Genomic DNA, 26,864 nt, shown 5'->3' on the forward strand with positions numbered 1-26,864 from the left:
CTCAGGAACTCAGGAAACGGGAGAGAAAAGACGATGAGCAATCCGATCCGTGTCGCCGTAGGCGGCGTAACCGGCTGGGCCGGCGGCGAACTGGCACGCGGCGTGGCGCACGCGGCCGACATGACGCTGGTGGCCGGCCTGTCGCGCGGCGCCGCAGGGCAGCCGCTGGCGCAGCTGACGGGCCATGCCGATACGCCGGGCGTGGCGGCGGCCAGCATCGAGGCGCTGGGCAGCACGCCCTATGACGTCTACGTGGAATACACCAAGCCGGCCATTGCCAAGCACAACATCCTGCAGGCGCTGGCGCACGGCGCGCACGTGGTGGTCGGCACGTCGGGCCTGACCGACGATGACTATGCCGAGATCGACGCCGCCGCGCGCAAGGCCGAGCGCGGCGTGCTGGCGTGCGGCAACTTCGCCATCACCGTGGTGCTGCTGCAGAAGTTCGCGGAAATGGCGGCGCGCCATCTCGATCACTGGGAGATCATCGACTACGCCAAGGCCGGCAAGGTCGACGTGCCATCGGGCACCGTGCGCGAGCTGGCCTTCCGTCTCGGCGAGGTCAAAGCCGCGCAGCAGGCCGTACCGGTGGACCAGGTCAACGGCCCGCGCGAAACGCGCGGCGCGACCATGTCCGGCACGCAGGTGCATGCCGTGCGGCTGCCCGGCTACCAGCTCGGCGTGGAAGTGATCTTCGGCGCCGACGGCCAGCGCCTGCACCTCAAGCATGAAGCCGGCGACGGCTCCAAGCCCTACGTGTCGGGCGCGCTGCTGGCGATCCGCAAGGTCCACACCGTGCGCGGCGTGGTGCGCGGGCTGGACAAGGTGATGGAAGGCATCTGAGCCGGCAGGCAGGCAGGCATCGGGGCGATCAACCGGGCGTTACCAGCTGCCTGGCTTGACAGGCTTGGGCGCCGGCTTCTTTTCCTTGCTCGGCGCGGCGGCTGGTGCCGATGCCGGCGCCAGCTGCTGAGCGACCTGCGCGTCCTTGTCCGCCATTAGCGCGCGGGCGCGCGGCAGCAGCATTTCGATGGTGCCGGTGCTCGGGTCTTCCGGCATGGCGTAGAGCTCGACCGTCAGCGGCTTCTGCATCCAGCCTGCGTGGATGGTTTTGACCGTGTTGCCGGACTTGTCGCGCATCTCCTCCTGCTCCTGGCGGAACGGCTTGCCGTAGAGGGCGTTCACGCTATCGAGGGCGGCCTGCTGCGAATTGGGGCCGCCGGTCGGCACGACCACGCCGACCAGCGCGTTGCCGTCCGCAAAAGCCAGGACATGCACGCCGTCCATGAAGGCTGGACGCTTGTCGCGCGGAATGCCGACCTGGCGCATGATGCCGTCGCCCTTCACCTCCACGCAGAAGGCGGTCACGTCGCGGCCATCGGGCGTGCGCTTGTCGGCACAGTCAGGCAGCGCGGGCAGCGGATTGCCGATTTCCAGCAGTTTCAGCATTGGAGCCAGCGCGCTGTCGCCGGCGGGTGCAGCCTTCTGGGCAGGCTTCGGTGCCGCGGCGGCTGGGGCGGCCGGGGCGGCCGGGGCGGCAAAGGCGCTCGTGGCGGCGCCGATCAGGCCGGCGGCAGCCAGCCTGGCAACGGGAAATTTCAAAATCCGGACTCCTCAAAAAATGCCCCTGTTGGAGCCTGTGGCGGGCCGGATGTTCCGGCCGCCTGCATAACACCCCACAGGCATGGCGCATGGGGCACCTCGCCCATTGCAAAGTGCGCGCATCCTGACCTTGGCGGTCAGCCTGCCGGGGCCTTGCGCACCAGTGCCTGGGCCTCGCGGCGGAAGACGTGCCCGACGTGATGGTAGAACGGGTGCGGCGAGAACTGCCGCGAGATAAACGACGCCAGCAGAGAGGCCGCCAGCAGGAAAAGGGTCAGGTCCTGCGTGCGCGTCATTTCCATGACGATCACGCTGGCCGTGATGGGCGCCTGCGTGGCGCCGGCCAGGAACGCGGCCATGGCGACCAGCGCCAGCAAGCGCGGCTCATGCATGCCGGGGATAAAGTGCGCGACGTTCTCGCCGATGCCGGCGCCGATGGCCAGTGCCGGCGTGAAAATGCCGCCGGGAATGCCAGCGAAGTACGACACCACCGTGGCCGCCAACTTGGCCAGTCCGAACCACAGCGTGGCATGCGATTCGCCATTGATCAGCCCCGAGGCCTGCTCATAGCCGGTGCCGAAGGTCGCTCCGCCCGTCGCCCAGCCAAGCAGCGCCACCACCAGGCCGCAGGCAAAGGCCACCTGTACCGGATGCCTGGGCGGCCAGTGACGCCAGCGCGCCGGCAACAGTCCCGGCACGCCGCCGATCAGCGCCTTGGCAAACAGCCCGCCGAGCACGCCGCACACCAGCGCGCACAGGATCACCGGCCCCCACGCGGCATGCAGCACCAGCATGGGCACCTTGACGACGAAGTACGGGTTGTTGCCCAGCAAGGCCAGCGACAGAAAGCCTGCCGTCAGCACACCGGACAGCACCAGCCGGTCCCAGCGCACGGCCGTGCCGCGGCCAAGTTCCTCGATGGCAAATACCACGCCGGCCAGCGGCGTGTTGAACGCGGCGGCAAGACCGCCCGCGGCGCCGGCCGCGATCAGCGCGTTAGGATGAAAGCCTATGCGAAAGCGCATCTTCTCGTGGCACCAGTGGCCCCAGGCCAGCATGGCCGCGGCGCCGACCTGCACCGACGGCCCCTCGCGCCCGACCGAAGCGCCGACGAGCAGGCCGGCCGCGGTCAGCAGCACCTTCCACATCGACTGGCGGAACGACACCAGCAGCGTCTGCGCCGGCCCCGAAGGCGGCAGCGTGACGGCCGCGATCACCTGCGGAATGCCGCTGCCGCGCGCCTGCGGCGCAAGCCGGATGGTCAGCCAGCGCAGCGCGGCCAGCCCGAACGGCAGCATCACGAACGCGATCCATGGCGTGGCCTGCGTCACATGGTGGTTCCAGCGCAGCGCCAGTTCGGCGATCCACGCGAAGACCAGCGAGAACAGCGCGACGCAGCCGGCGCCGCACATGAAAACGGCATAGCGCAGCGTGGTCCGGGAGATGCGCCCGGCCTGGCGCGACTTGCGCCAGGCTGCCAGGCGGGCGCGGCGGCTGATCGCGTCGGTCAGTCGGTCATTGGCGCGGCCCGGGGCGCCGTCAGCGACGGCATCCGAAGCCTCCGGGCGGATGGCTTCTGCGTTCTCGGCGGCGGAGGAAGCGCTGGTTGGTTCGGGTGGGGCGGGGTCTGTCATGACGTGCGGGGCATTGCGGCATCCTGCGCGCCCGGCGTTGCGGGCGCCTGTGCCTGGATGTCGCACTATACGCCCGTCAGCGCGGAGCGCACCGCACGTCGCCGGTAATCGGCCGAATGCCGCCGGCGCCCAAACGTGCGCTCCGCCACGCGGTGATTCGTCAATCCAGCGTGATGTTGTTGGTCTTGATCACCTTGCCCCAGTGCTCGCGGTCCGCTTCGACATAGCGGTCGATCTCGGCCTGCGTGCGCGGCGGCTGCACCACCAGGCCCAGGTCGTTGAAGGTGGCGCGGAATTTAGGGTCCTTCAGCACGCTGTCGGCCGCGGCGCGCAGCCTGGCCACGGCCTCGGGCGGGGTCTGCGCCGGCACGGCCAGGCCGAACCACGTGGCGGCCTGGAAGTTGGGGTAGCCGCCTTCGGCGACGGTCGGCACATTGGGCAGGACGTCCAGCCGCTGGCGGCCGGTGACGGCCAGCGCCTTGAGCTTGCCGGCCTTGATGTGCGGCAGCGAGGTGCTGACCACGTCCACCATCAGCTGCGTGTCATTGGCGAGCAGCGCCGACAGCGCCGGCGCGCTGCCGTTGTAGGGCACATGCGTGACCTCGATGCCCAGTTCGGTCTTCAGCATCTCGGTGGCCAGCTGCAGCGCGTTGCCCAGCCCCACCGACGAATAATTGAGCTTGCCGCCGCTGGCCTTGGCATAGCTGGCGAACTCGCGCACGTTGCTGGCCGGCACCTTGGTGTTGGTCACCACCACCAGCGGCACCTCGGCGCCGACGCTGAAGATCCTGAAATCGCGCGGCGGATCGTAGGAGATCTTCTTGTACAACATGGGGTTGAGCACCATGCTGCCGTTGGTGGCCAGCACCATGGTGTAGCCATCAGCCGGCGCGCGCGCCACGCTGGTGGTGCCGACCATGGTGGCCGCGCCCGGGCGGTTTTCCACCACCACGGTCTGGCCCAGCTGGCGCGACATGCCGTCGGCCATCGCGCGGCCGAACTGGTCGGTCGAGCCGCCCGGGGTGTAAGGCACCACGAGCTTGATCGGATGGTCCGGATATGCGGCCTGCGCCGGCGCGGCGCCGCCTGCCAGTACACAAACTGCGGCTGCCGTTGAGGCAAGCCAGGCCCGGCGGCCGAATTTACTGCCTTGCATAGGGTCTCCTGTCTGGCGGCGCCATCGTGGGCGCCATGCTTGTGGTTTTAATGGATGCGACCTTGCCGCGCCCGGTTCAGACGCGCCGCTGGCGCCCTTCCCAGTACCGGTCGCGTAGCCGGCGCTTGGCCAGCTTGCCGGTTTCGTCGCGCGGCAACTGCGGCTCGATCACGATGCTGCGCGGCACTTTGAAGCCCGACAGGCGCGCGCGCAGCCAGTCGATCACGTCTTCCTCGCGGATCGTCGCGTCCGGCATCGGCTGCACCATGGCCAGCAGCCGTTCGCCGTATTCGTCGTCGGGCACGCCGAACACCACGCAATCGGCCACGCCGGGGTAGCGCACCAGTTCGTGCTCGATCTCGGCCGGATAGATGTTCACGCCCCCCGAGATCACCATGTCGGATGCACGGTCGCAGATGAACAGGTAGCCATCCGCATCGACATAGCCCATGTCGCCAAGCGTCACCAGGCCATCGCGGTCGATGGCGCGGCGCGCAACCTCATTGTTGCGGTAAGTGAAGTCCGGGTAGGCGGGCTGGCGCACGTAGACCATGCCGATCTCGCCCGGCGCGCACGGCTTGCCGTCGGTATCGAGAATGCGCAGCTGCGCGTCGTCCACCGGCTTGCCGGCGGTGCCGGGGCGGGCGGCGGCATCGGCGGGCGTGGCGACCGTGATCATGCCGGCCTCGCTCGACGCATAGGTTTCGTGGATGACCGGGCCGAGCCATTCCAGCATCGCGCGCTTGACCTCTGGCGCGCACGGCGAGCCGGTCGAGGCGACGAAGCGGATCGACGACAGGTCGTAGCGCGCGCGCACCTCGGGCGCCAGCTTGAGCAGGCGCACGTACATGATCGGCACAAGGTAAAGCACGTCGATGCGATGCTTCTCCACCAGCGCCAGCACCTGCTCGGCATCGAAGCGCGGCGTGAGCACCAGCCGCTCGGCCATCTGCAGCGCGTTCTGGATGAACGAACCGGGCGCGCTGTGGTACAGCGGCGCCGTCATCAGCGCGCGGCAGCCGGGGACGATGCCGTAGACCTGCCGCACCAGCGAGCGCGAGCGCGCGAGCTGGTCTTCGAGCTGGTCCAGCGGCACGGGTTCGCGCAGCACACCCTTGGGACGGCCGGTGGTGCCCGAGGTGTAGGCCATGTGGCCGCGCGGAGACACGCGCGGGCCGTCATACGGCGCTTGCTGTGCGAGCCACGCTTCGTAGTCGATACCGTCGTCAGGCGCCTGCGCGTCGTCGGCAACGGCCAGCACAGCCATGCCCGCCGGTATGGCCTCGCGCACGGCAGCCAGCAGGCCTGCATGCACGATGAGCGCGCGGGCGCCGCTGTCGGCCAGCAGGAAGCGCACCTCCTCGGCGGTGAAGTGCCAGTTGATCGGGCAGTAATAGGTGCCGCCGATGCGGCAGGCCTGGACGACATCGACGTAGACCGGATCGTTGCGCAGCAGCACCGCCACCACGTCGCCCTCCTGCAGCCCCGCGGCGCGCAGGCCGCCAGCCAGGCGGGCGCCACGATCGAGCAGTTCGGCGCCGTCGCGGTGCATGTCTTCGAACCAGAGGTCTGTCGCCATCGGTGTCTCCTGTGCTTTGTCCTGTTTGGCAGCGTTCCACTGTAGCCGCGCTGCGTGGCATCGACAATTCACCGCACCGGAATCACAATGTTGCGCCAGACGTGACAATCCTGCAGGCAATCCCCGATGGACCTGAACCTGATCGAGGCTTTTGTAGACATCGTCGATGCCGGCAATCTGGCCGAAGCCGGCAGGCGCCGCGGCGTGACGCGCTCGCAGGTGAGCCGACAGTTGCGCGAGCTGGAACAGCAGGCCGGCGCCCAGCTTTTGCGCCGCACCACGCGCCGGCTGGAGATGACCGAGCCCGGCCAGGCGCTCTACCAGCATGGGCTTCGGATCTTGCAGGAGGTGGCATCGGCGCAGGCCGAGATCGACAGCCTGGGCAAGACGCTGCGCGGCCATGTGCGCGTGAGCATGCCCACGGGCCTGGGCGATGCGTTCGTCGCGCCGCTGCTGCTGCAGTTCGCGCAGCGCTACCCAGGCATCACGCTGCGCGTGTTCTTCGCGAACCGCGTGGTGGACCTGATCGCCTCGGAAATCGACGTGGCGCTGCGCGTGACGTCGTCGCCGCCGCTGGACCACGTGGCGCGCGAGATCTGCCCGATCGACTGGCAATTGTGCGCGTCGCCCGCCTACCTGGAACGGGTGGCGCCGCCCGGCGTGCCAGCCGACCTGAAGCGCTGCCACTTCCTGTGCCCGCCGTACGGCACGCGTTTCGTGCTGGCCCTCAATCGCGACGGCCTGCGTGAGGAAGTCGAACTCACGCCCCATCTGCAATCGGAGCACTTCCGCTTCCTGCACCAGGCCGTGCGCGAAGGCCATGGCATCAGCCTGCTGCCGCGCTATATGAGCTGGGAGGAAGTGCGGCAGGGCCAACTGGTGCCGGTGTTGCCCGACTGGAAACCGGAAGGGCTCGGCAGCAGCCTCTACGTCATCACCACGCCGAGCCGGCATCCGACCATGGCGACGCGCGCGCTGATCGCGTTTCTGAAGGAAGAGATTGGCAAGCTGCCGGTATTCAACGGATAGCACCGCAACGACAAATTGAGACCTGTACGGCACGCCAAAAACGCGCCGTGCAAACTTTCAATTCGCAAGCTATTATTCCGAAAACTTGCAAATCGCAAGTAAAACACCATCAGGCGCGAAAGACCTATGCCCCCAACCGATTTCACAACCATGCCTTGCCCGGTGGCCCGCTCGATGGCGGTGCTGGGCGAGCGCTGGGCCATCCTGGTGATGCGCGAAGCGTTCTACGGCAGCACGCGCTTCGACGAATTCGAGAAGAACCTGGGCATTGCTCCCAACATCCTTAGCGCGCGGCTGAAGACGCTCGTGGCGCACGGGCTGCTGGATCGGGTCACGCCTGAGGGCGGCGGGCGCCATGTCTACCAGCTCACGGAAAAAGGCCGGGACTTCTTCCCCGCCTATGTCGCACTCAAGGCCTGGGCGGACCGCTGGATGACCGATGAAAAGGGTCCACTGACGGTCCTGCAGGACAAGCGCAGCGGCACCGAAATCCCCACGCCCTCGCTCACGCGCGCCGATGGCAGCGCGATCACGCTGGACGATGTCCGCGTCCTGCCTGGCCCTGGCGCGGGACGCTTCCTGCGCCGCCGCTTCGGCGAAACCGACGCCGAGCCTGAGGACAACCATGCCTCCTGAAACGCCCGCCATGACCGCCCCCAATACCGTAGCCTCGGCCGCCAGCGCGGACCCCGTACCGGCGACCGAACTGGCGCGCCGCATCGGCAGCCTGGCCGGGCCAACCGCCGTGATCGCGATTCTGCAATCCTGCGCGCAGCTGGTGGAAACCTGGCTCGCCGCCCGCCAGGGCACCGCGGCTCTGGCCGGCTGGGCCGTGGTGCTGCCGTTTGCGCTGCTGCTGCAGCAGATGTCCACGGGCGCCATGGGCGGCGGCGTGGTGTCCGCCATCGCCCGCGCGCTGGGGGCCAACAAGCGTGAGGAGGCCTCGTCGCTGGTCTTGCATGCGCTCATCATCGCGGTGACGGCCGGCCTGGCATTCGCCGTCGTGCTGGCGGGCTTCCCGCGGGGCGTGCTGGGCGCGGTGGCCGGGGTCACCGCAGCCGAGGCCGCGGCCACCTACGCGATCTGGCTGTTTGGGGTGGGCGCGGTGCCGGCCTGGCTCGCCAACACGCTGGCCTCGGTGCTGCGCGGCGGCGGGCGCCACGCGCTGGCCGCGCGCGTGCTGGCGCTGATGTGGGTGGCCTTTCCGCTGCTGTCGTGGCTGCTGGCCGAACCGATGGGCATGGGTCTCGCCGGCATCGGCGCGGCGCTGGCGGCGGTGTCGTGGGCCGCGGCCCTGGCGATGGCCGTGGTGGTGGCGCGTGGCGGCGCGGGCTTCGTGCCGGTGCTGCGCATGCGGCCGTCACGCGCGCTGTTCGCGCGCATCCTGTCGGTCGGGCTGGTGGCGTGCGCGCTGGCGTCGGTGGCCAACCTGACCACCATCCTCGTCACCGCGCAGTTGCGCCACCATGGCACGGCGGCCGTGGCCGCCTACGGCATCTCGGCGCGACTTGAATTCCTGATGATTCCGCTGGCCTTTGGCGTCGGCTCGGCGCTGACCGCGCTGGTCGGCCGCGCGGTCGGCGCGGGCGACTGGCATACCGCGCGCCGCACCGCGTGGGTCGGCGCGCTGCTGGCGCTGCTGATCGCCGGCGTGGCCGGCGCACTGGTCGGCATGATGCCGCACCGGTTCGCCGGGCTGTTCACGCAGGACGAGCAGGTCGCCGCCATTGCCGCGCGCGCGCTGTCCTGGGTCGGGCCGGCCTTTGGCGGCTTCGGGCTGGGCATGGCGCTGTACTTTGCCTCGATGGGCGCGGGCCGCATGCGCTGGCCGATCGCGGCCGGCCTGTGCCGGATCGGCCTGGCTGCCGGCGGCGGCTGGCTTCTCGCCAATGTCGCCGGCATGGGGCTGGATGGGCATTTCCTGGGCGTGGCGATGGGGATCACCGCCTACGGCCTGGTGACGGCGCTGGGCGTGCGCCAGGCGGAATGGTCAGCGCGCTAGCACGGGCGCGTCGCCCTGCATGCCTGCGCCCCGGACCACATCGGGCACCGCCGGCCAGCCGCCGCCCAGCGACTTGTACAGCGCCGCAGTGCCATTCAGCACATCGACCTGCCCCTGGATCGCGGCCAGCTGCGCGTCGAACAGCTTCTCGCGCGCGTTGGTGACTTCCAGGTAGCTCGAATAACCGCCCTCATAGCGCGCATAGGCCTGGTCGGCATAGATGGTCAGGCTTTTCTCCTGGTTGCGCAGGCTGCCCAGCCGGTTACGCGTTTCGACCCCGTTGGCGAGAGCGGTGTTCACATCGGCCAGCGCCGCCAGCACGGTGCCCTGGTAGGCCAGCATGGCCTCGGTGCGCTGCGCTGACGCCGACTGCACCTGGCCACGGATGGCGCCGCCCTGGAAGATCGGCTGGGTCAGTCCCGCACCAAACCCCCACACCCGCGATGCGCTGTCCCACAACCCCGCCGGAGACGATGCGATCGCGCCGAACAACCCGCTCAAGTTGACGGAAGGCAGGTAAAGCGCCTGGGCCGCGCCCAGTTGCGCGTTGGCCGCCACCGCGACCTGCTCGGCCTGCAGCACATCGGGCCGGCGCGACAGCAGCACCGCCGGCAGGTCGGCCCCGACAGGCGGCGCCTGCAGCTCATAGATGCCCTTGCCCCGCTCGACCGGCCCCGGCTGGCGCCCGAGCAGCACCGACAGCGCATTCTCGGTCTGCGCGATGCTGGTGCGGATCTGCGGTATGGACGCCTCCGCGACATAGAAATCGTTCTGGGCCTGGGCCAGTTCCATCTCGGAAATCACACCGCCTTCGTAGCGCTGCTTGAAGATGTCGAGCCCGCTCGCACGCGATTCCAGCGTCTGCTTCGCGACTTCAAGCTGCGCGTCGAGCCCGCGCAGCGTGGCATAGCCCTGCACCACCGACGCCGCGAGCGACAGCACCACGCCGCGCCGCGCGTACTCGGCATTCCACAGGCTGGCCTCGGCGGCCTCGGCCTGGCGCCGGATGCGGCCCCACAGGTCGAGTTCCCAGCTCGCATTGGCCAGCAGCTGGTACGAGTTGCGCGGCCCGTCGAACGACGCGAACTGCGTGCCGTTGAACGTGCCCGCGCGCTGGCGCGTCGCGGCCGCGTTCAGGTTCAGCTGCGGGAACAAGCCGGAGCGCGCAACCATCAGCTGGCCGCGGAATTCGTCGATGCGCGCGGCGGCAATGCGCACGTCGTAGTTGTTGGCCAACGCCTCGTCGACCAGCGCGTTGAGCTGCGGATCGTTGAACTGGTTCCACCAGTCGCCGTCCGCCGCAATGGCCAGCTGGCCGGTATCCATGCGATATTGCGCGACATCCGGCGTTTCCGGCCGCTGGTAATTGGGACCGATTGCACATCCGCTCAGCGCCGCCGCGGCACCGACGCCCAGCATCCAGGCACGCGCAATCATGATGGTTCTCCCGCCGGTGGCACGGCTGGCGGCTGCGATGCGCCCCCGGCCTTGGCTTCGCCCTTGGCCTTGCCTTCGGACATGCGCTCCAGCCCCCAGAAGAACATCGGGATGAAGAACAGCGCGATCACCGTGGCGCCCAGCATGCCGCCGATCACGCCCGTCCCGAGCGACTGCCGGCTGGCCGCCGAGGCGCCACTGGCAATGGCCAGCGGCACGCAGCCCAGGATGAACGCGAGCGAGGTCATGATGATCGGGCGCAGCCGCATCTTGGACGCATGGATGGCGGCGTCATACGCGCTGAGTCCTTCCTTTTCGCGCATTTCCACGGCGAACTCGAAGATCAGGATGGCGTTCTTCGCGGCCAGCGCAATCAGCACGGTCAGGCCGATCTGGAAGTAGACGTCGTTCTCCATGCCCCGCATCAGGATGCCCAGCAAGGCGCCGAACAGCGCGAACGGCACCGCCAGCAGCACACCAAGCGGCAGCGACCATTTTTCGTACTGGGCCGCCAGGATCAGGAACACCATCAGCAGCGCGAAGGCGAACACGTAGACGGCGGTGGAGCCGGCAGTCTTCTCTTCGTAGGCCTGCCCGCTCCATGCATACGCGTAGCCCTCGCCCAGCACCTCCTGCGCGATTTCCTCCATGGCCGACAGTGCCTGCCCCGAGCTGTAGCCCGGCGCGGCATCGCCGACAATCTTGGCGGCGGGGAAGTTATTGAAGCGCGTGACGATGTCGGCGCCAGGCATGTACTTGGTCGTGGTCACCGCCTTGATCGGCACCATCTCGCCCTTGCTGTTGCGCACGTAGACCTTGTCGAGGTCTTCAGGCCGCGAGCGGAAATCCGGCTCGGCTTGCAGGATCACCTGGAACAGGCGGCTGTTCTTCGGGAACTGGCTCACGTACAGCGACCCGAACATGGTCTGCAACGCCGAATACACGTTCTCGACCGGCACCCCCTGCGTTTCGGAACGTTCGCGATCCACCTCCACCAGGTATTGGCGCGAGCGCGAGTTGATGGTCGAATTCACGCCCGTCAGTTCCGGCCGCTGGTGCGCCTTGGCAATGAACGCGCGCACCCGCTCTTCCAGCTGCTGGTACGTGTTGTCGCCGGTGCTCTGCAGCCAGAACTCGAAGCCGCCGGTCGTACCCAGGCCAGGAATCGACGGCGGATTGATCGGGATGACCACGCCGTCCTGGTAGGCCGAGAACTCCTTCTTGCCCTTGACGATCAGGTCGTTCGCGCTTTCGCCCTTGCCGCGATCATGGAAGCCCTTGAGCGTGATGAACAGCGTGCCGGCATTGGCCTTGTTCTGGGAGTCGATCAGGCTGTAGCCGTCGACGGTCGCCACCGAGGCCACGCCAGGTTGCTTGGCCAGCCAGGTTTCCGCGCGCTTGGTCATGTCGCCGGTGCGGTCCAGGCTGGCGGCATCCGGCATGACCGCGGCGCCGAACAGATAGCCCTGGTCCTCGACCGGCAGGAACGAGCCCGGAATGCGGATGAACATCAGCACGCTCACGGCCACCATCACCACGATGATCGCAATCGACACCACTGAGCGCCGTATCACCAACTGCAGCGACTTGTCGTAACCGGCGATGAGCTGGTCGAACTTGTTGTTGAACCAGGTGAAGAAGCGGTTCTTCTTGTGTTCGCCCGGCTTGAGCAGGATGGCCGCCAGGGCTGGCGACAGCGTCAGCGCCACGACCCCGGACAGCACCACCGACACGGCAATGGTGACCGCGAACTGCTTGTAGAGCTGGCCGGTAATGCCGGACAGGAACGCCACCGGGATGAACACCGCGAGCAGCACCAGCACGATCGCCACCACCGGCCCGCTCACCTCGTCCATCGCCCGCTTGGCGGCTTCCTTCGGTGGCAGCTTGAACTCGGTCATGTTGCGCTCGACGTTCTCGATCACCACGATGGCATCGTCCACGACGATGCCGATCGCTAAGACCATGCCGAATAAGGTCAGCATGTTGACCGAGAAGCCGAACGCGCTCATGCCGACAAAGGCGCCGATGATCGACACCGGCACGGCCAGCAGCGGCACCAGCGTGGCGCGGAAGCTCTGCAGGAACAGGTACACCACCAGGATCACCAGGATCACGGCGTCGCGCAGCGTATGCACCACCTCGTTGATCGACTCATGCACGAACTCGGTCGTGTCCAGCGCGACCTCGTACTCCAGCCCGGGCGGGAAGCTCTTCTTCAGCTCGGTGAGCGTGGCGCGCACCTGCTTGGCCACGTCCAGCGCGTTGGCGCCCGGCTGCTGGTACACCGCCATCAGCGTGGCGGTCTTGCCCTTGTAGCGGCTGCGCAGCGAATAGTCCTTGGAGCCCAGTTCGGCGTGGCCGATGTCCTTGAGCCGCACCAGCGCCGTTTCGCCGGACTGCGCACGCAGGATCATATTGTCGAACTCGGCCGGCTCAGTCATGCGGCCCTTGGTCGAGATCGGGAACGTCAGCTGCACCGGACCGTTGGTCGGAGACTGGCCGATACGACCGGCGGAAAACTGCTGGTTCTGGGCCGCGACCGCGTTTTTCACGTCTTCGGTCGTGATGCCGAGCGAGGCCATGCGATCCGGCCGCAGCCAGATGCGCATGGCGTAGTCCGGACTGCCGAAGATCGACGACTGGTTCGCGCCGGGTATTCGCTTGATCGCGTCCAGCACATAGATGTTGGCGTAGTTGCCGACAAAGGTCTGGTTGTAGCTGTTGTCCGGCGAGTAGATGGCAATCACCATCATGAACGCGGACGAACGCTTCTGCACCGACACGCCCTGCGACGTCACCTCGCTCGGCAGCGTGGGCAACGCCAGGTTGACCCGGTTCTGCACGTCCACCTGCGCGAGTTCCGGGTCCGTGCCGATCTCGAAATAGGAAGTCAGCGTCAGGTCACCCGTGGAAGAGCTCGTCGAGCTCATGTACATCATGCGGTCCGCGCCGTTGACCTGCTGCTCGATCGGCGCGGCCACGTTCTGCGCCACCACTTCGGCGCTGGCGCCCGGGTAGCGCGTGGTGACGGTGATCGTGGGCGGCGTGATGTCCGGGAACTGGGCGATCGGCAGCTTGGTCAGCGCGACCAGGCCGCCCACCGTGATGACGATGGAAACGACCGCCGCAAAGATGGGGCGGTCGATGAAAAAGTGGGCAAGTTTCATGACTTGCCCCCGGCTGGTGCTGCGGCTGCCGCGCTCGATGCCGGAGCGGGAGCCGCGGGTGGCGCCGCGGCGCCGCTGGCCGCAGCGGGGGCTGCGCCAGGCGTGGCCTCGACCGGCTTGACGGGTACGCCAGGCGCCAGGCGCAGCGTGCCGCTCACCGCGACGCGCTCCCCGGCCTTCAGTCCGGAACGCACCACCCAGTTATTGCCGGTCCACTCGCCGACATCGACCACGCGTTGCTGGGCCTTGTTGTCAGGCCCGATCACCCACACGGTCTGGCCGCGCTGGCTCTGGATGATGGCGTCCTGCGGCACGGCAATCGCACTCGTGCGCGTGGCGCCATGCACCTTGACGCGCACGAACTGGCCGGGGCGCAGCACGCCTTCGGGGTTGGCCAGCTCGGCACGGACCAGGTAGGTGCCGGTTTGCGCGTTGAACGACGCATCGGCGAAGGCAATGCGCCCATGGTTCGGGAATTCGGTTCCGTCGGCCAGCACGATGACGACGTCGAAGTTGTCCTGCCCGGGATACTTGATCGCGCCCGATTCGCGCTCCGTGCGCATGCGCAGCACTTCATTCTCGGACAGGCTGAAATTCACCCACATCGGGTCGAGCCTGGCGACGTAGGTCAGCAGGCTGTTGGCCGCGTCGATATAGGAGCCCGGCTGGCGCTTGGCGAAACTCGACAGGCCGGCCACCGGCGAAGTGATGGTCGTATAGCCGAGGTTGAGCCGGGCGCTGATGACATTGGCCTTCGCGCCTTCGACGGCCGCGGCGGCGGCCTGCTCCTTGCCCACGGCATCGTCGAGATCGCGCTGGCTCAGGGCGTTGCGCTCGGCCAGCGGCCGCACGCGCTTCAGGTCGGCGCGGGCCGTGGACAGACGGGCCTGCTGCTGCCCCAGTTCGGCCTCGGCCGCCTGCAAGGTGGCCTCGAACGGCTTGCGGTCCATCAGGAACAGGGTCTGGCCGGCCTTGACCACCGCGCCCTCGGTATAGACCCGCTTGTCCAGGAAGCCATTGACGCGCGCCCGGATCTCCACTTGCTGCGAGCTCTCGGTCTGGCCGACGAAGTCGTAGACCAGCGGCACGTCCCGCAGCGCTACCGTCATGACCCCGACCTCCACCGCAGGAGGCGCAGCTGCCACCGGCTTTTCCTTGCTGCACCCCGCCACCAGCAAGACCGCAAGCAGCCCCGCTGCCCTGCGCCAGTTGAGCATTGTCCTCACGTGACCTCCTGTGCCAGCAAACATGGCAGCCTCTTGTTCCGGCACGACTAGCCAAAGCCGGCCGTGCTGGTGCCTGTTCAGGCAGGTTACGGCGCGCCAAAGGGCGCGCCTATTCAAACTTTTTGTGGCCGTGTTTACTCATTTCGTCGCGCAAATCGGCGGTCATGCGCGGGTGCCGCTTCGCTCTGCCGCCGGCGCCTCAGCGCCGGAAGCCGCCGTGGAATCCGCCGCCGCCACGGAAGCCGCCGCCGCCGAAACGGCCGCCGCCCTGCCATCGCTGCGCCGCGCCCTGGAAGCGCTGCTGGCCGACCTCTCGCGCCTGGCGTTGCTGATCCAGCCGTCCGGTGACTTCGTTGTTCGGTTGCACCGGTTCCCAGCCGCCCGGCGTGTGCTTTTGCCAGCCGTTGTCAGTGTGCTGGTACACAGACCCGTCGTGCCCGGCATAGACATTGCCGTTGTTCCAGACCACGGCATTGCCCTTGTCCGGGTTGGCAACGAAGCCACGGCTGCCGGCCGCGTGCTGGCCGGTCTGGGCATTGCCGGCGATGCCGACCTCGGCCGCGCCCACGCGCCCAGTCTGGGCGTTGTAGCCCGCGGCCTGGCGACCGGCGGCGTAATTGCCGGTGTATTCGTTGCCGACGACACCACCACGCCCCGCGCCTTCACGGCCGGTGGACGGATTGGCGAACGACCCCTGCCGTCCCGCCGCGAAATTGCCGGAATACGGATTGAACGCAGCGCCACGGCTGCCCTGAAAATGCGCGCCGGTGGCGGGGTTGAATCCCGAGGCCGCCGTGCCGCGCCACTCGGTGCCTGTCCAGGCATTCCAGCCCTGGGCGTGCGTGACGGTGCCCTGTCCCCAGCGGCCGTAGAAATTGGCCTGGTTCACATTCACGTAATTCCAGTTGTAGGGGCCGCCGCCCCACCAGTACGGTCCCCAGTACGGCGACGCCGCGCCCCAGAAGGCGCCGGCGGCAAAGCCGAACGCAAACCCCTCGGCCAGGCCGATGCCGAAGCCCGCGCCATAGCCGTAGGTAACCGGATATCCGTAATAGACCGCGCCCACGTACGCCGGATAGACGTAGCCGGTGCCGTACACCACGGTGCCATCGGCACTGACCACCACGCCCATGTAGCCCGGGGTGTAGCCGACCACGACGGTCTCCGGCGTGACCGAATAGATGCGCACGTAGGTCACGTAGTAGACCGGGGAGCTCGGCGGAATGGTGTAGATGGCCGATGGCACCTCGGTCGCCACGCGCCAGGTGCCCGCCGGCGAAGGCGCCGTGAACCAGACGCCATTGGCCACGGCGTAGTAATGGCTGTTGTCCACCTCGATCACCGGCGTGCCGGTGTTGACCGCGTAGCTGAGCGAGGTGCCCGTGATCGGCACGAAGCGCGGCGCGCCATCATAGGCAACGGTCAGTTCCGCCTTCGCTCGCGACACGGTGGCCGTCTGCGGAATGGTGGCGGCGATCGCGGCCTCCTTGGCCTGCGGCGTGCCCGGCACCGACACCAGCACGTTGGCCTTGGGATCGTTCGGTGAGATCTTCGCGAAATCGGCCGGAAGCTCGGCGCCGGGCACGTACTCCCAGGGGCCTGGCAGCATCGATGCGCGGAACCAGCGGCCCGACACCAGTACGTAGTAGTTGTTGGAGGCCGGATCGACGAACACTGCGTGGTCCGCATTGGACATGGCCAGCAGCCCGCCGCCGCCCACCGGCTTCATCTGCGGCGCGCCGCTGGTGACCACGAGCTCGGTCGGCCGCGTCGCCAGCACGATGTCGGGCCCGCGCGCGGGGCGCTTGCCGTCCGCCGGCAGCATCGCGTCGGGCTTCAAGGATGCGGCGGCCTTGGTGGCGGCGGACTGCAGGCTCTTTGGCACGGTCGCCATCACTTCCCAGGAGCCGCCTGCGGACTCGGACCGATACCAATACCCTGCCGCCTGAAGGTACAACTCGCCGCCGGCCTCGCGCAGCAGCATGGCCCGGCTGTTCAGCGCGCGTTCATAGCCGGTCCCCGGCACGGCGCGCCAGGCGGGGTCGCCGTCCACCAGCACCAGCAGGGTCGGCGTGGTGGCAAAGATGATTTGCGGTGCGTCGTTCTTCACCGTCACCCGTGCGGCGGTGGCCAGCTGGCGCGAGACGGCATAGCTGGCCTGGAGTTCGTCGAGCGGCACGGTCAGGCCGGCGGGCGGAAGCCGGGCCAGCAGCGCATTGCGCACCTGGTCGGCGGCGTCGGGGCGCGTTGGCACCTCGACGCTTTCAATGGTGATCTGGGTCAGCTGAACCAGCGCGGACGGCTTGTCGATATCGGCGATGGCCGAGAAATGGACCACGCCATAAGTCGGCGCCCCGTCCTTCGCGCCGACTGCCACCGCGGCACGGCCTGACATGCGGTTGCCTTCCCACTTCTCGATCTCCGGCTGGTACAGCTCGACATGCTCGCTAGCCGCGTCGAAATTCCGTGGCCAGGTAAGCGGGGCAACCGTCTTGGGCGGCGTCGCCGCCTGTGGCGCGACCGGCGACAGCGCGATGCAGACGGCAACCGCCAGCGCGCTGGCGTGCTTCAGGCGAAACGACATGGCATATCTCCGGCTTGGGATGACCGCCGTGCAGGCATAACAGACGAACGCTGGGCACGATGCGGCACAACAGACGCGTCTGTGTGCGAATCTAGATGAGCCTGCAAGGGCGGACAATCCGTTTCAAAAACATTCAGCACGAGACCGCAAAGGGCTCAGATCACTGACCGCGGCGCGCGAAGCGCGTCGGCTGCGTCACATGCCGCTTTCGGTTGGATCCCGGGAGACCGCCGGTAAATCCCTGCCACCACCGTCAATGACACATTGCAGCCACGCCGGCAGCGTGTACGCCCTTGAACCTGCGCCGCGCTGGCCCCACCTTTTCCGGACCCTCGCCCAAATCCGCCCCCATGACCCCAAGGATCACCATCCTGACCGCCGGTACCATCACGGCACTGCTGCACGCCTATATCGGCTTGCGCCTGCTGCCTGACCTGCCGGTGCCCCTGCTGGTCAAGGTGCTGGGCGGCGCCTGGCTGGCGCTGTCATGCGCGCTGCTGCCGGCTGGCCTGCTGGCGCGCCGCGTGAGCCAGCCATGGTCGGACGCGGTGTCCTGGATCGGCATGCTGGCGATGGGCTTCTTCTCCACGCTGCTGGTGCTGACGGTTGCGCGCGACATCGTGCTGGTCGTGGCCTGGCTGGCGGGCTGGCAGCCCGCCTGGCTGTACGCCTATAGCGCCGCCGCAGTGCCGGCGCTGGCGCTGCTGGTGACGCTGGCCGGCTACGTGAATGCTCGGCGGCTCGCCCGGGTGGTCGAAGTCGACGTGCCGGTCAGCGGCCTGCCCGAGGCGCTGCATGGCTTCACGATCGCCCAGATCAGCGACATCCACGTCGGCCCGACGATCAAGCGGCCTTACCTGGACCGCATCGTCGACCGCGTCAACAGCCTGCAGGCCGATGCGGTCGCCATCACCGGCGACCTGGTCGACGGCACCGTGCGCGAGCTGTCCGCCCACACCGCGCCGCTGGCGCGGCTGCAGGCCCGCCACGGCGTGTACTTCGTCACTGGCAACCATGAGTATTACTCCGGCGCCGAACCGTGGATCGCCGAACTAAGGCGGCTTGGCCTGCGCGTGCTGATGAACGAGCACGTGGCACTCGATCATGGCGGCGACGTCCTGGTACTGGCCGGCGTAACCGACTACTCGGCCGGCCGCTTCCATGAGCACCACCGCAGCGACCCGACGCGCGCGCTGCAAGGCGCACCGCACGCCGGCGCACGCGTGCTGCTGGCCCACCAGCCGCGCTCGGCGCCTGCCGCGGTCGAGGCCGGCTTCGACCTCCAGTTGTCAGGCCACACCCATGGCGGCCAGTTCTGGCCGTGGAACCTGTTCGTGCCGATGCAGCAGCCGTACACGGCGGGCTTGGCGCGGCATGGGTCGATGTGGGTCTATGTCAGCCGGGGGACGGGATATTGGGGGCCGCCCAAGCGGTTTGGGGCGCCGTCGGAGATTACGCGGGTGAGGCTGGTGCGGGCGGAAGGCTGAACGGCCGCAACACCTCTCTTGCGGACGCAAGCATCTCAGCAGATGCTGAAACATATGCCAAGGAGAGCATCATGACTGCAGTTGAAGTCCGGCATGTCCGGATATTTCGTAACGGCCGCAATCAGGCCATTCGCATTCCGCGGGAGCTGGAGTTGCCTGGCGATGAGGCGATTATTCGCAAAGAAGGCGATTGCCTGATCATCGAGCCGGTAAAGGCCACGTCACTAAAAGATCTGCTGTCACAATGGGCGCCCCTGGAAGAGGATTTCCCTTCCATTGACAACCTTCCCGCTGAGCCCGTCGATCTCTGATGCCACTCTACCTGCTCGACACCAACATCATTTCCGACGCTATTCGAAATACGCAAGGGGCTTGCGCAACGCGGATCGGCCAGGCAGCGCCGGAAGATCTCTGTACGTCGATTATCGTTGCAGCGGAACTGCGCTTCGGTGCCGAGAAAAAGGGCTCAAGGGAATTGACGGAACGCATCGAACGGGCACTGTCTGGCTTGTCGGTCAAAACGCTCGGCGCCGACGCTGACCATTGCTATGGAAAGCTGCGCGCGGATCTCGAGCGCCGCGGGCAGCTGATTGACGCCAATGACATGCTGATCGCCGCGCACGCCCTCGTTATGGACGCCGTCCTTGTAACCGATAACGTAGCCGAGTTCTCCCGCGTCCACGGGCTTACGGTAGAGAACTGGCTGGAACGCAATCCGCGCTGAACCCAGGTCGTCGCGAACAGAAAAGCAAACGCCCCTTCAATTTTTGAAGGGGCGTTTGCTTTACGGCCTCACCAATCAGCGCGAAATCGGCTTGTAGCGGATCCGCTTCGGCTTGGCGCCTTCTTCACCCAGGCGGCGCTTCTTGTCCGCCTCGTATTCCTGGTAGTTGCCCGGGAAGAATTCCACGTGCGAATCGCCTTCGAAGGCCAGGATGTGCGTGGCGATCCGGTCCAGGAACCAGCGATCGTGCGAGATCACCATCACGGAGCCGGCGAACTCCAGCAGCGCATCTTCCAGCGCACGCAGCGTTTCCACGTCGAGGTCGTTCGACGGTTCGTCCAGCAGCAGGACGTTGCCGCCAGCGATCAGCGTCTTGGCCATGTGCAGGCGGCCGCGTTCACCGCCCGACAGCGTGCCGACCTGCTTCTGCTGGTCGCCGCCCTTGAAGTTGAAGCGGCCGATGTAGGCGCGTGACGGGGTTTCGTACCGGCCCACGGTCAGGATGTCGGCGCCGCCAGAAATCTCCTCGAACACGGTCTTGCTGCCATCCAGCGCGTCGCGGCTCTGGTCGACGAAGGCCATCTTCACGGTCGGCCCGATCTTGATCTCGCCGCTGTCCGGCTGTTCCTGGCCCGTGAGCATCTTGAAGAAGGTCGACTTGCCGGCGCCGTTCGGGCCGATGATGCCGACAATGGCGCCGGGCGGCACCTTGAAGCTCAGGTTTTCGATCAGCATGCGGTCGCCAAACCCCTTGCTGACGTTGTCGAACTCGATCACCTCGTTGCCCAGGCGCTCACCCACGGGGATGAAGATTTCCTGGGTTTCGTTGCGCTTCTGGTATTCCTGGCTGTTCAGCTCGTCGAAACGGGCCAGACGCGCCTTGGACTTGGCCTGGCGGCCCTTCGGGTTCTGGCGTACCCACTCCAGTTCCTTGTGCAGCGCCTTCTGGCGGGCCGATTCGCTGGCTTCTTCCTGCTTGAGGCGGTTTTCCTTCTGGTCCAGCCACGAGCTGTAGTTGCCCTTCCAGGGAATGCCCTGGCCGCGATCCAGCTCCAGGATCCATTCGGCGGCGTTATCCAGGAAGTAGCGGTCGTGGGTCACGGCCACCACGGTGCCCGGGAAGCGCGTCAGGAACTGCTCCAGCCAGTCCACCGACTCGGCGTCCAGGTGGTTGGTCGGTTCGTCGAGCAGCAGCATGTCGGGGCGCGACAGCAGCAGGCGGCACAACGCCACGCGGCGCTTCTCGCCACCGGACAGGTGGCCGACCTTGGCGTCCCACGGCGGCAGGCGCAGCGCATCGGCGGCGATTTCGAGCTGCAGCTCGGCGTTGTTGCCATCGCTGGCGGCAAGGATGGCCTCGTACTTGGCCTGGTCGGCGGCGAGTGCGTCAAAGTCCGCATCCGGCTCGGCATAGGCGGCGTAGATCTCGTCGAGCTTCTTGCGCGCCTCGAATACGCCACCGAGCGCTTCTTCCACCGATTCCCGCACGGTCTGCTCGGGATCCAGCTGCGGTTCCTGCGGCAGGTAGCCGATGTTCAGGTTCGGCATCGGCGTGGCTTCGCCTTCGATCTCCTTGTCCAGGCCAGCCATGATCTTCAGCACCGTGGACTTGCCTGAGCCGTTCAGGCCCAGCACGCCGATCTTGGCGCCGGGGAAAAAGGACAGCGAGATGTCCTTCAGGATGTGACGCTTGGGCGGAACGATCTTGCCCACGCGGTTCATGGTGAAAACGTACTGAGCCATGGAGTCGGTGTCCGTGCTGTGCGGGGAATTTGGGAATGGGCGGAGTTTAACAAAGCACGTGCCCGCCGGTCGGCGAAATGCCGGCGCGCCCGGTACAATCCAGGGTTCGCCGTAGCGCTAACCCATTGATTTCATTCGCCCATGAGCAAACCCGCCCTGACCCTGAAGTTCAAGTGCAAGAAGTGCACGAAGCCCGTCACGCTGTACCTGCAGAAGACCTCGGCCTGCTCGCATATCACGCCTTACCAGGGCTTCTGCAAGTGCGGCGAGCTCATGCGCCATGCCACTGGCGACAAGGACGCCGTGGAGTCCTTCGTCAATTCGATGGACAACAGCTGGATGCACCACCATCACCACCACTGATCCGCGCGCCGTGAACGCAAACACCTGGCAGCCGTCCGCAAAGGACCCGATGCGCTTTCTGGGCGGCTACCCGCCCGGCGTACTCGACCAGGTGCGCCAGTTGGCCGCGGCCGGCAAGCTCGGCGAGCACATCTCGCGCCGCTACCCGGGCCAGCACGGCGTGCAGTCCGACCGTGCGCTGTACGACTACGTGTCCGAACTGAAGCAGGAATTCCTGGGCAGCGCCCCGCCGCTGCACAAGGTCGGCTACGACGCCCGCCTCGACACGGCCCACAAGGCGCTCGGCCTGCATACCGCGATTTCCCGCGTGCAGGGCGGCAAACTCAAGGCCAAGAAGGAAATCCGCGTGGCCTCGCTGTTCAAGGAAGCGCCGCCCGAATTCCTGCGGATGATCGTCGTGCACGAACTCTCCCACCTCAAGGAGAGCGACCACAACAAGGCGTTCTATCGCCTGTGCGAGCACATGGAGCCGCACTACCACCAGCTTGAGTTCGACACGCGGCTATGGCTGGCGTGGCGCGAACTCTAGCCCACGTGGCGGGCTTACAAAAAGCCGATTGAGAACCACGGCACCAGCGTCAGCAGCAACAGGGCAATGAACAACGCGGCAATGTGGGGCCAGACCCGCGGCATCGCCACATCGGGCGAGACGCGCCCAATGGCGCAGGCCGCATAGAAGCCCACGCCGAAGGGCGGCGCAAACAGGCCCAAGCCCATCGCGAAGATCACCACCATGGCGTAATGCACCTCGTGCACCCCGATCAGCTTCGCGATCGGGAACAGCAGCGGGCCAAACAGCACGATGGCGGGAATGCCCTCCAGCAGGCTGCCCAGGACGACGAAGGCCAGCGCCGAGACGAGCAGGAAGCCAATCTTGCCGCCGGGCACGGCCGACATGATCTTCACCAGGTCCTGCGCAAAGCCTGACTGTGTCAGCGCCCACGCCATCGTGGTGGCGCAGCCAACGATCAGCAGGATCGCGCCCGACAGCGCCGCCGTGTCCAGCAGCATCGGATAGATACGCCGCCAGTCGAACTGGCGGTAGATCAGGACGCCTGCCAGCACCGTGTAGAAGATGCCGATGGTCGATACCTCGGTAGCAGTGGCCACGCCCTCCACCACCGCGGTGCGGATGATCACCGGCAGGGCCAACGCAGGCAACGCAATCAGCAGCGACCTGAGGATTGCCTTGCGCGAGGGCCGCGCGGCGCCGCTCATGTCTTCCTTGCGCGTCTGGAACCAGACCACGAGGGACATCATTACCAGGCCGACGACTGCGGGCATCAGGCCACCGACGAACAGCGCGGTGATCGACACACCGGTAACCGACCCGACCGTAATCAGCACGATGCTAGGCGGAATGGTTTCCGACATGGCCCCCGACGCCGACAGCAGCCCAATCAGGTCACCATCCCTGGCACCGCGCTTCTTCATCTCCGGAAACAGCGCCGGCGCCACCGCGGCCATGTCGGCGGCCTTGGCGCCCGAGATGCCCGAGACGATGTACATCGCGCCCAGCAACACATATTGCAGGCCGCCACGCAGATGACCGATCAGGCTGACCAGAAAGTTGATCATCGCCCGCGCCAGCCCGGTCATCTCGATCAGTCCCCCCAGGAAGACGAACAGCGGCACCGCCAGCAGGATCAGGTGGGACATGCCTTCCTGCATGCGGTTCGGGATGATGGACAACGGCGTCGCCGTGGACAGCGCCAGATAGGACAGTGTCGCAAGGCCGAAAGCAAAGGCGATGGGGACGCCGATGACCACGCAGGTCACGAGCATCAGCAGGAAAAAAATCACCAGGTTGGCATTGCCCAGTTCCATCAGCGTGGGCGACAACAGCCAGAGCGCGCCGCAACCGGCGGCGACCAGCAGGCCGCTCAGGATGACCGGCTTCCAGCTTGCGCGGTCCAGCAAGCGCATGGCGGCGGTCATGAGCATCAGCACCGTGCCGACGAATACGGCTGCGGCGCGATAGCCTTCGCTGACCTCCAGCGTCGGTGTCGTGACTTCCAGGTGTTCGGTCAGGTGTTCCCAGGCGGGCCAGACCAGCAGCAGCAGGAACGCCACCACCAGCCACATGCCGAAGGAATCGAGCCAAACGCGCCTGGCCGGCGACACGTTTTTGATGAACGTGGTCAGCTGCATGTGCGCGCCGCGATGCAGCGCAATGATGGCGCCAAGCATCGCCAGCCAGAGAAAGAGGATGCTGGCCAGTTCATCCGTCCATGGGATGGGATCATGCAGCACGTACCGCGCAAAGGCGCCGCCACCAAGGATCAGGATTTCGGCAAGCACGATCAACGCGGCGGGCACTTCCACCAGGCAGGCCATGACCCGGCCCCAAAGCACCATGGCCGCCGACGGCCCATGTGACGGGTGGACAAAAGTATCGGCGGCGCGCTCCATCACAGTCTCCTCGTTGTTGTTTTGTCGATTGCGCCCGCTCATGCGAGCGGGCCGGAGTATTTCTCCAGCTTCGCCCAGGCTTCGTCGCCATACTTTCTCCTCCACTCCTTGTAGAAGCCCGCGCTTTGCAGCAGCTTGCGGAAAGGCGCCGGATCGGGCCGGTTGAACGTGATGCCCAGCCGTGTCAGTTCGGCCTGCGCATCGACATTCAGGCGCGCGATGTCCTCGCGCTGCTTCAGCGCCGCAGCGGTGAAGTTGGCGGTGATCGAAGCCTGCACTTCACGCGGCAGCGCCTGGAATTTTTTGGCGTTGCCGAAGATGAAGTGGCCGTCCCACGTGTGGCCGGTCAGCGAGCAGAACTTCTGAACTTCATAGAGCTTGGCGCTGCGGATCAGGGCCAGCGGGTTCTCCTGGCCATCGACCACGCGGGTCTGCAGCGCTGAATAGAGTTCGCCGAACGGGACGGCCGTTGGCGACGCGCCCAGTGCCTTGAACATCGAAATCCAGAGCGGAATGCCGGGCACGCGGAGCTTGAGCCCCTTGAGGTCGTCAGGCGTGTTGACCGCCCGGCTCGCCGTGGTGATGTTGCGGTAGCCGTTGTCCAGGCACCGCTCGAACCCATGCAGGTTGGCCTTGCCAAGCGCGGCCCGCACGTAGGCGCCCAACTCGCCGTCCATGGCCGCCCACACCGTGGCGTAGTCCTTGAAGGCAAAGGCCACGCCGTTGATGCCGGCGGTCGGCACCAGCGTCTGCAGGTTGGTGCCGGCCGTGGACATGAAATCGATGGCGCCGGCACGGACTTGCGAAATCATGTCGGGCTCGCTGCCGAGTTGGCTGGTCGGATAAACCTGCAGGTCCACCTTGTCGCCGGTGTCCTTGCGGATGGCTTGCGCGGCCTCCTGGATGCGCAGCGTGCCCGGATGATCCGCCGGAAAAGCCGTGCCGTACTTCAGCCTGATGGTGCCGGCCTGGGCAAACGCCCGGCAGGTGGGCAGCGTCAGGGTGAGGCCGCCGGCGGCGAGCGCGCCGAACCGGCGCCTGGTTAATGCAGTAGCCATGACTTGGGATGTCTCCTCTTGCGTTGAGCTTGGATGGCGGCTGGCTCAGGACGACAGCAGCACGGCCGCGCCGCGTTCCCGCAGCACCGCCAGATAACGGGCGAGCCGTGCCGCGAACGATGGCGGCCACGGTGCGTCGCCGAACACGGCGGCATGGCCGAGCGCCAGCCTTGCGGCTTCGAGGTCGCTGGCCGCTACGCGCAGGCGGACCGCGAGCGCGGGCGCGCCGGGGTCACGGACGGCCAGCGGCTCGCCGCTGTCACAGGCGTCGCTGCGCAGGTAGTGCAGCCAGGCGGCGAGCGCGCGTTCGAGGCATGGCCGCTCGATGCCGGCGCTTGCACTTTCGCGCAAGGCCGGAAGCCAGCGCACCGGTACCTTCTGCGTACCGTCCCTCGCGATCTGTGCGGTGCGGTGCGCGAGAGCGGGATTGGCAAAGCGCCGCAACAGCTCGCCGCAGTAGCGGCCAACGTCGCAGGCGGCCGGGGCATCGACGGTGTCGCGCAAGTCCTGCATCACGCCATGGGCAAAGGCACCCACCACGGGGTCCGCCATGGCCGCTGCTACGCTGTCGAAGCCACACAGTTGCCCGGCATAGGCGATAGCCGAATGCGTGCCATTAAGCAGGCGCAGCTTCATTGCCTGGTAGGGGCGCACATCGCGCGTCAGCACGGCGCCGCCCGCTTCCCAGGCTGGCCGGGGCCCTGCGAAGCAATCTTCGATGACCCACTGCGAAAACCGCTCGCAAACAATGGCCGCCTCGTCGCGCACGCCGAGGCGTTCCTGAACCCAGTCCAGCGATGCTGGCGTGGCGGCTGGCACGATCCGGTCCACCACGGAATTGGGCAGCGCGATCTCGTCCCGGATGCGCCGCGCCAGCGCCGGATCGATCAGCCCGGCGTATTGCGTCAGCAGTTTGCGCAGCGTATCGCCGTTGTCAGACATGTTGTCGCAACACACGATGCTGAGCGGCGCTCCTGCAGGCCGCCGGCGGAGGCCGGCGGCCAGGACACCGAGCGTGGTGGCTGGCGCGGCTGGATGGCAGAGATCGTGCCGGATGTCCGCATCATCGATATCGAGGTCCGACGTGGACGGGTTCTGGCTGTAGCCCTTCTCTGTCACGGTGCAGGTGACGACCGTGACGGCCGGGTCAGCCAGCGCCGCGATGACCTGCTGCAAGGCCTGCGGCGCATACAGGGCCTGCACCACGGCGCCTACGACGCGCGTCGTGGCCGCATCGCCCTCGCGTTCGGTGACGGAGTAGAGGTGGTCCTGGCTCGCCAGCGCCTGCACCGTGCGCGGGTCCCGCAGGCTGACGCCGACGATGCCCCATCGCTTATCGCCTTGCCGGATGGCCGCCTCCGTATAGAGCGCCTGGTGCGCCCGGTGAAACGCGCCCAGGCCCAGGTGGATGATGCCGCGGGCCAGGCAGCCGGGATGGTAGCCAGGCAGTTGGATACTGGTCCTTCCCGTGTCGATGCTGGAAAGCGTGTGCTGCCCCAGTTCCATCATCTCGGTACCTCGGTCGTCCGCCTTTGCATATTCGCCGCCTGAAATTTGCACATGACTGCGAGCGTACATCGCGGATGGGCGCTCCAATGTTCTCCAATTCCGCCGGTGTAAGCGGAAAATGCCGCATTTTCTGCAGACGTCGCCCCATT

21 protein-coding genes are annotated in these 26,864 nt (G+C 67.0%); 9 read left to right on the top strand and 12 right to left on the bottom strand.

The genetic code is table 11. The annotated features are described in order from the left end of the window. The first annotated feature begins 33 nt into the window (after nucleotides 1-33). Nucleotides 34-843 (top strand): 4-hydroxy-tetrahydrodipicolinate reductase, encoded by an 810-nt coding sequence (gene dapB / locus AC3FKH_RS24660; RefSeq protein WP_483730514.1) that lies wholly within the window; start codon nucleotides 34-36, stop codon nucleotides 841-843. A gap of 39 nt (nucleotides 844-882) precedes the next feature. Here the strand turns inward: dapB and AC3FKH_RS24665 are convergent, their stop codons facing one another. From AC3FKH_RS24665 to AC3FKH_RS24680, 4 genes are all read right to left on the bottom strand, one after another. Then, a complete protein-coding gene (locus AC3FKH_RS24665; RefSeq protein ID WP_488678410.1) occupies nucleotides 883-1,602 on the bottom strand; it encodes a hypothetical protein in 720 nt (239 codons plus the stop codon). A gap of 137 nt (nucleotides 1,603-1,739) precedes the next feature. Continuing rightward, nucleotides 1,740-3,236, bottom strand: a complete 1,497-nt coding sequence (locus AC3FKH_RS24670; protein WP_488678411.1) for a chloride channel protein — start codon at nucleotides 3,234-3,236, stop codon at nucleotides 1,740-1,742. A gap of 160 nt (nucleotides 3,237-3,396) precedes the next feature. Further along, nucleotides 3,397-4,392, bottom strand: coding sequence for a Bug family tripartite tricarboxylate transporter substrate binding protein (locus tag AC3FKH_RS24675; protein ID WP_488678412.1), 996 nt, complete (start codon nucleotides 4,390-4,392; stop codon nucleotides 3,397-3,399). Nucleotides 4,393-4,468: 76 nt separating this feature from the next. Further along, nucleotides 4,469-6,043 (bottom strand): acyl-CoA synthetase, encoded by a 1,575-nt coding sequence (locus tag AC3FKH_RS24680; RefSeq protein ID WP_488678413.1) that lies wholly within the window; start codon nucleotides 6,041-6,043, stop codon nucleotides 4,469-4,471. A gap of 54 nt (nucleotides 6,044-6,097) precedes the next feature. Here AC3FKH_RS24680 and AC3FKH_RS24685 point away from each other — a divergent pair, with 54 nt between their 5' ends. From AC3FKH_RS24685 to AC3FKH_RS24695, 3 genes are all read left to right on the top strand, one after another. Then, complete coding sequence (locus AC3FKH_RS24685) at nucleotides 6,098-7,000, top strand: LysR family transcriptional regulator (RefSeq protein ID WP_488678414.1); 903 nt, start codon at nucleotides 6,098-6,100, stop codon at nucleotides 6,998-7,000. Nucleotides 7,001-7,126: 126 nt separating this feature from the next. Continuing rightward, the gene (locus tag AC3FKH_RS24690) at nucleotides 7,127-7,636 is read left to right on the top strand and encodes a winged helix-turn-helix transcriptional regulator (RefSeq protein ID WP_488678415.1); all 510 of its coding nucleotides are present in this window, start codon (nucleotides 7,127-7,129) and stop codon (nucleotides 7,634-7,636) included. Nucleotides 7,637-7,646: 10 nt separating this feature from the next. After that, entirely contained in the window at nucleotides 7,647-9,002 is a 1,356-nt protein-coding gene (locus AC3FKH_RS24695) for an MATE family efflux transporter (protein WP_488678416.1), read from the top strand. Here the strand turns inward: AC3FKH_RS24695 and AC3FKH_RS24700 are convergent. The 4 genes from AC3FKH_RS24700 to AC3FKH_RS24715 all read right to left on the bottom strand — a co-directional run bounded on the left by AC3FKH_RS24700 (nucleotide 8,991) and on the right by AC3FKH_RS24715 (nucleotide 17,419). After that, nucleotides 8,991-10,439, bottom strand: a complete 1,449-nt coding sequence (locus tag AC3FKH_RS24700) for an efflux transporter outer membrane subunit (RefSeq protein WP_488678417.1) — start codon at nucleotides 10,437-10,439, stop codon at nucleotides 8,991-8,993. The genes AC3FKH_RS24695 and AC3FKH_RS24700 overlap by 12 nt on opposite strands. Further along, nucleotides 10,436-13,609, bottom strand: a complete 3,174-nt coding sequence (locus tag AC3FKH_RS24705; protein WP_488678418.1) for an efflux RND transporter permease subunit — start codon at nucleotides 13,607-13,609, stop codon at nucleotides 10,436-10,438. Before AC3FKH_RS24705 ends, AC3FKH_RS24700 begins: the two co-directional genes overlap by 4 nt. Further along, nucleotides 13,606-14,826, bottom strand: coding sequence for an efflux RND transporter periplasmic adaptor subunit (locus AC3FKH_RS24710; RefSeq protein WP_488678486.1), 1,221 nt, complete (start codon nucleotides 14,824-14,826; stop codon nucleotides 13,606-13,608). The genes AC3FKH_RS24705 and AC3FKH_RS24710 overlap by 4 nt, the downstream gene beginning before the upstream one ends. 208 nt (nucleotides 14,827-15,034) lie before the next feature. Next, nucleotides 15,035-17,419, bottom strand: a complete 2,385-nt coding sequence (locus AC3FKH_RS24715) for a carbohydrate-binding family V/XII (RefSeq protein ID WP_488678419.1) — start codon at nucleotides 17,417-17,419, stop codon at nucleotides 15,035-15,037. A 350-nt stretch (nucleotides 17,420-17,769) separates the two neighbouring features. Between AC3FKH_RS24715 and AC3FKH_RS24720 the strand changes: the two genes are divergently transcribed. From AC3FKH_RS24720 to AC3FKH_RS24730, 3 genes are all read left to right on the top strand, one after another. Next, complete coding sequence (locus AC3FKH_RS24720; RefSeq protein WP_488678420.1) at nucleotides 17,770-18,906, top strand: metallophosphoesterase; 1,137 nt, start codon at nucleotides 17,770-17,772, stop codon at nucleotides 18,904-18,906. A 71-nt stretch (nucleotides 18,907-18,977) separates the two neighbouring features. After that, complete coding sequence (locus AC3FKH_RS24725) at nucleotides 18,978-19,217, top strand: antitoxin (protein ID WP_488678421.1); 240 nt, start codon at nucleotides 18,978-18,980, stop codon at nucleotides 19,215-19,217. Then, nucleotides 19,217-19,630 carry a type II toxin-antitoxin system VapC family toxin gene (locus AC3FKH_RS24730; RefSeq protein ID WP_488678422.1) on the top strand — a complete coding sequence of 138 codons (414 nt, stop codon included), beginning with the start codon at nucleotides 19,217-19,219 and terminating at the stop codon, nucleotides 19,628-19,630. Before AC3FKH_RS24725 ends, AC3FKH_RS24730 begins: the two co-directional genes overlap by 1 nt. A gap of 75 nt (nucleotides 19,631-19,705) precedes the next feature. On the opposite strand, the gene ettA is transcribed toward AC3FKH_RS24730, so the two are convergent. Continuing rightward, nucleotides 19,706-21,373 carry an energy-dependent translational throttle protein EttA gene (gene ettA, locus AC3FKH_RS24735; protein ID WP_483709541.1) on the bottom strand — a complete coding sequence of 556 codons (1,668 nt, stop codon included), beginning with the start codon at nucleotides 21,371-21,373 and terminating at the stop codon, nucleotides 19,706-19,708. Nucleotides 21,374-21,514: 141 nt separating this feature from the next. Between ettA and AC3FKH_RS24740 the strand changes: the two genes are divergently transcribed. Then, on the top strand, nucleotides 21,515-21,736 hold the full coding sequence (locus tag AC3FKH_RS24740; RefSeq protein ID WP_483730526.1) for a hypothetical protein: 222 nt from the start codon (nucleotides 21,515-21,517) through the stop codon (nucleotides 21,734-21,736). A 49-nt stretch (nucleotides 21,737-21,785) separates the two neighbouring features. Further along, the gene (locus AC3FKH_RS24745) at nucleotides 21,786-22,265 is read left to right on the top strand and encodes a M48 metallopeptidase family protein (RefSeq protein ID WP_488678487.1); all 480 of its coding nucleotides are present in this window, start codon (nucleotides 21,786-21,788) and stop codon (nucleotides 22,263-22,265) included. A gap of 14 nt (nucleotides 22,266-22,279) precedes the next feature. On the opposite strand, the gene AC3FKH_RS24750 is transcribed toward AC3FKH_RS24745, so the two are convergent. Genes AC3FKH_RS24750 through AC3FKH_RS24760 form a run of 3 tightly spaced genes read right to left on the bottom strand, consistent with a single transcriptional unit; the run spans nucleotide 22,280 to nucleotide 26,712 of the window. Further along, a complete protein-coding gene (locus AC3FKH_RS24750) occupies nucleotides 22,280-24,148 on the bottom strand; it encodes a TRAP transporter large permease (RefSeq protein ID WP_488678423.1) in 1,869 nt (622 codons plus the stop codon). Nucleotides 24,149-24,186: 38 nt separating this feature from the next. Then, nucleotides 24,187-25,206 carry a TRAP transporter substrate-binding protein gene (locus tag AC3FKH_RS24755; RefSeq protein ID WP_488678424.1) on the bottom strand — a complete coding sequence of 340 codons (1,020 nt, stop codon included), beginning with the start codon at nucleotides 25,204-25,206 and terminating at the stop codon, nucleotides 24,187-24,189. A 45-nt stretch (nucleotides 25,207-25,251) separates the two neighbouring features. After that, nucleotides 25,252-26,712: a mannitol dehydrogenase family protein gene (locus tag AC3FKH_RS24760; RefSeq protein WP_488678488.1), complete on the bottom strand. Its 1,461-nt coding sequence runs from the start codon at nucleotides 26,710-26,712 to the stop codon at nucleotides 25,252-25,254. Nucleotides 26,713-26,864: the final 152 nt, after the last annotated feature.

This window comes from Cupriavidus sp. 21MJTG02-4 (genome assembly GCF_057798975.1).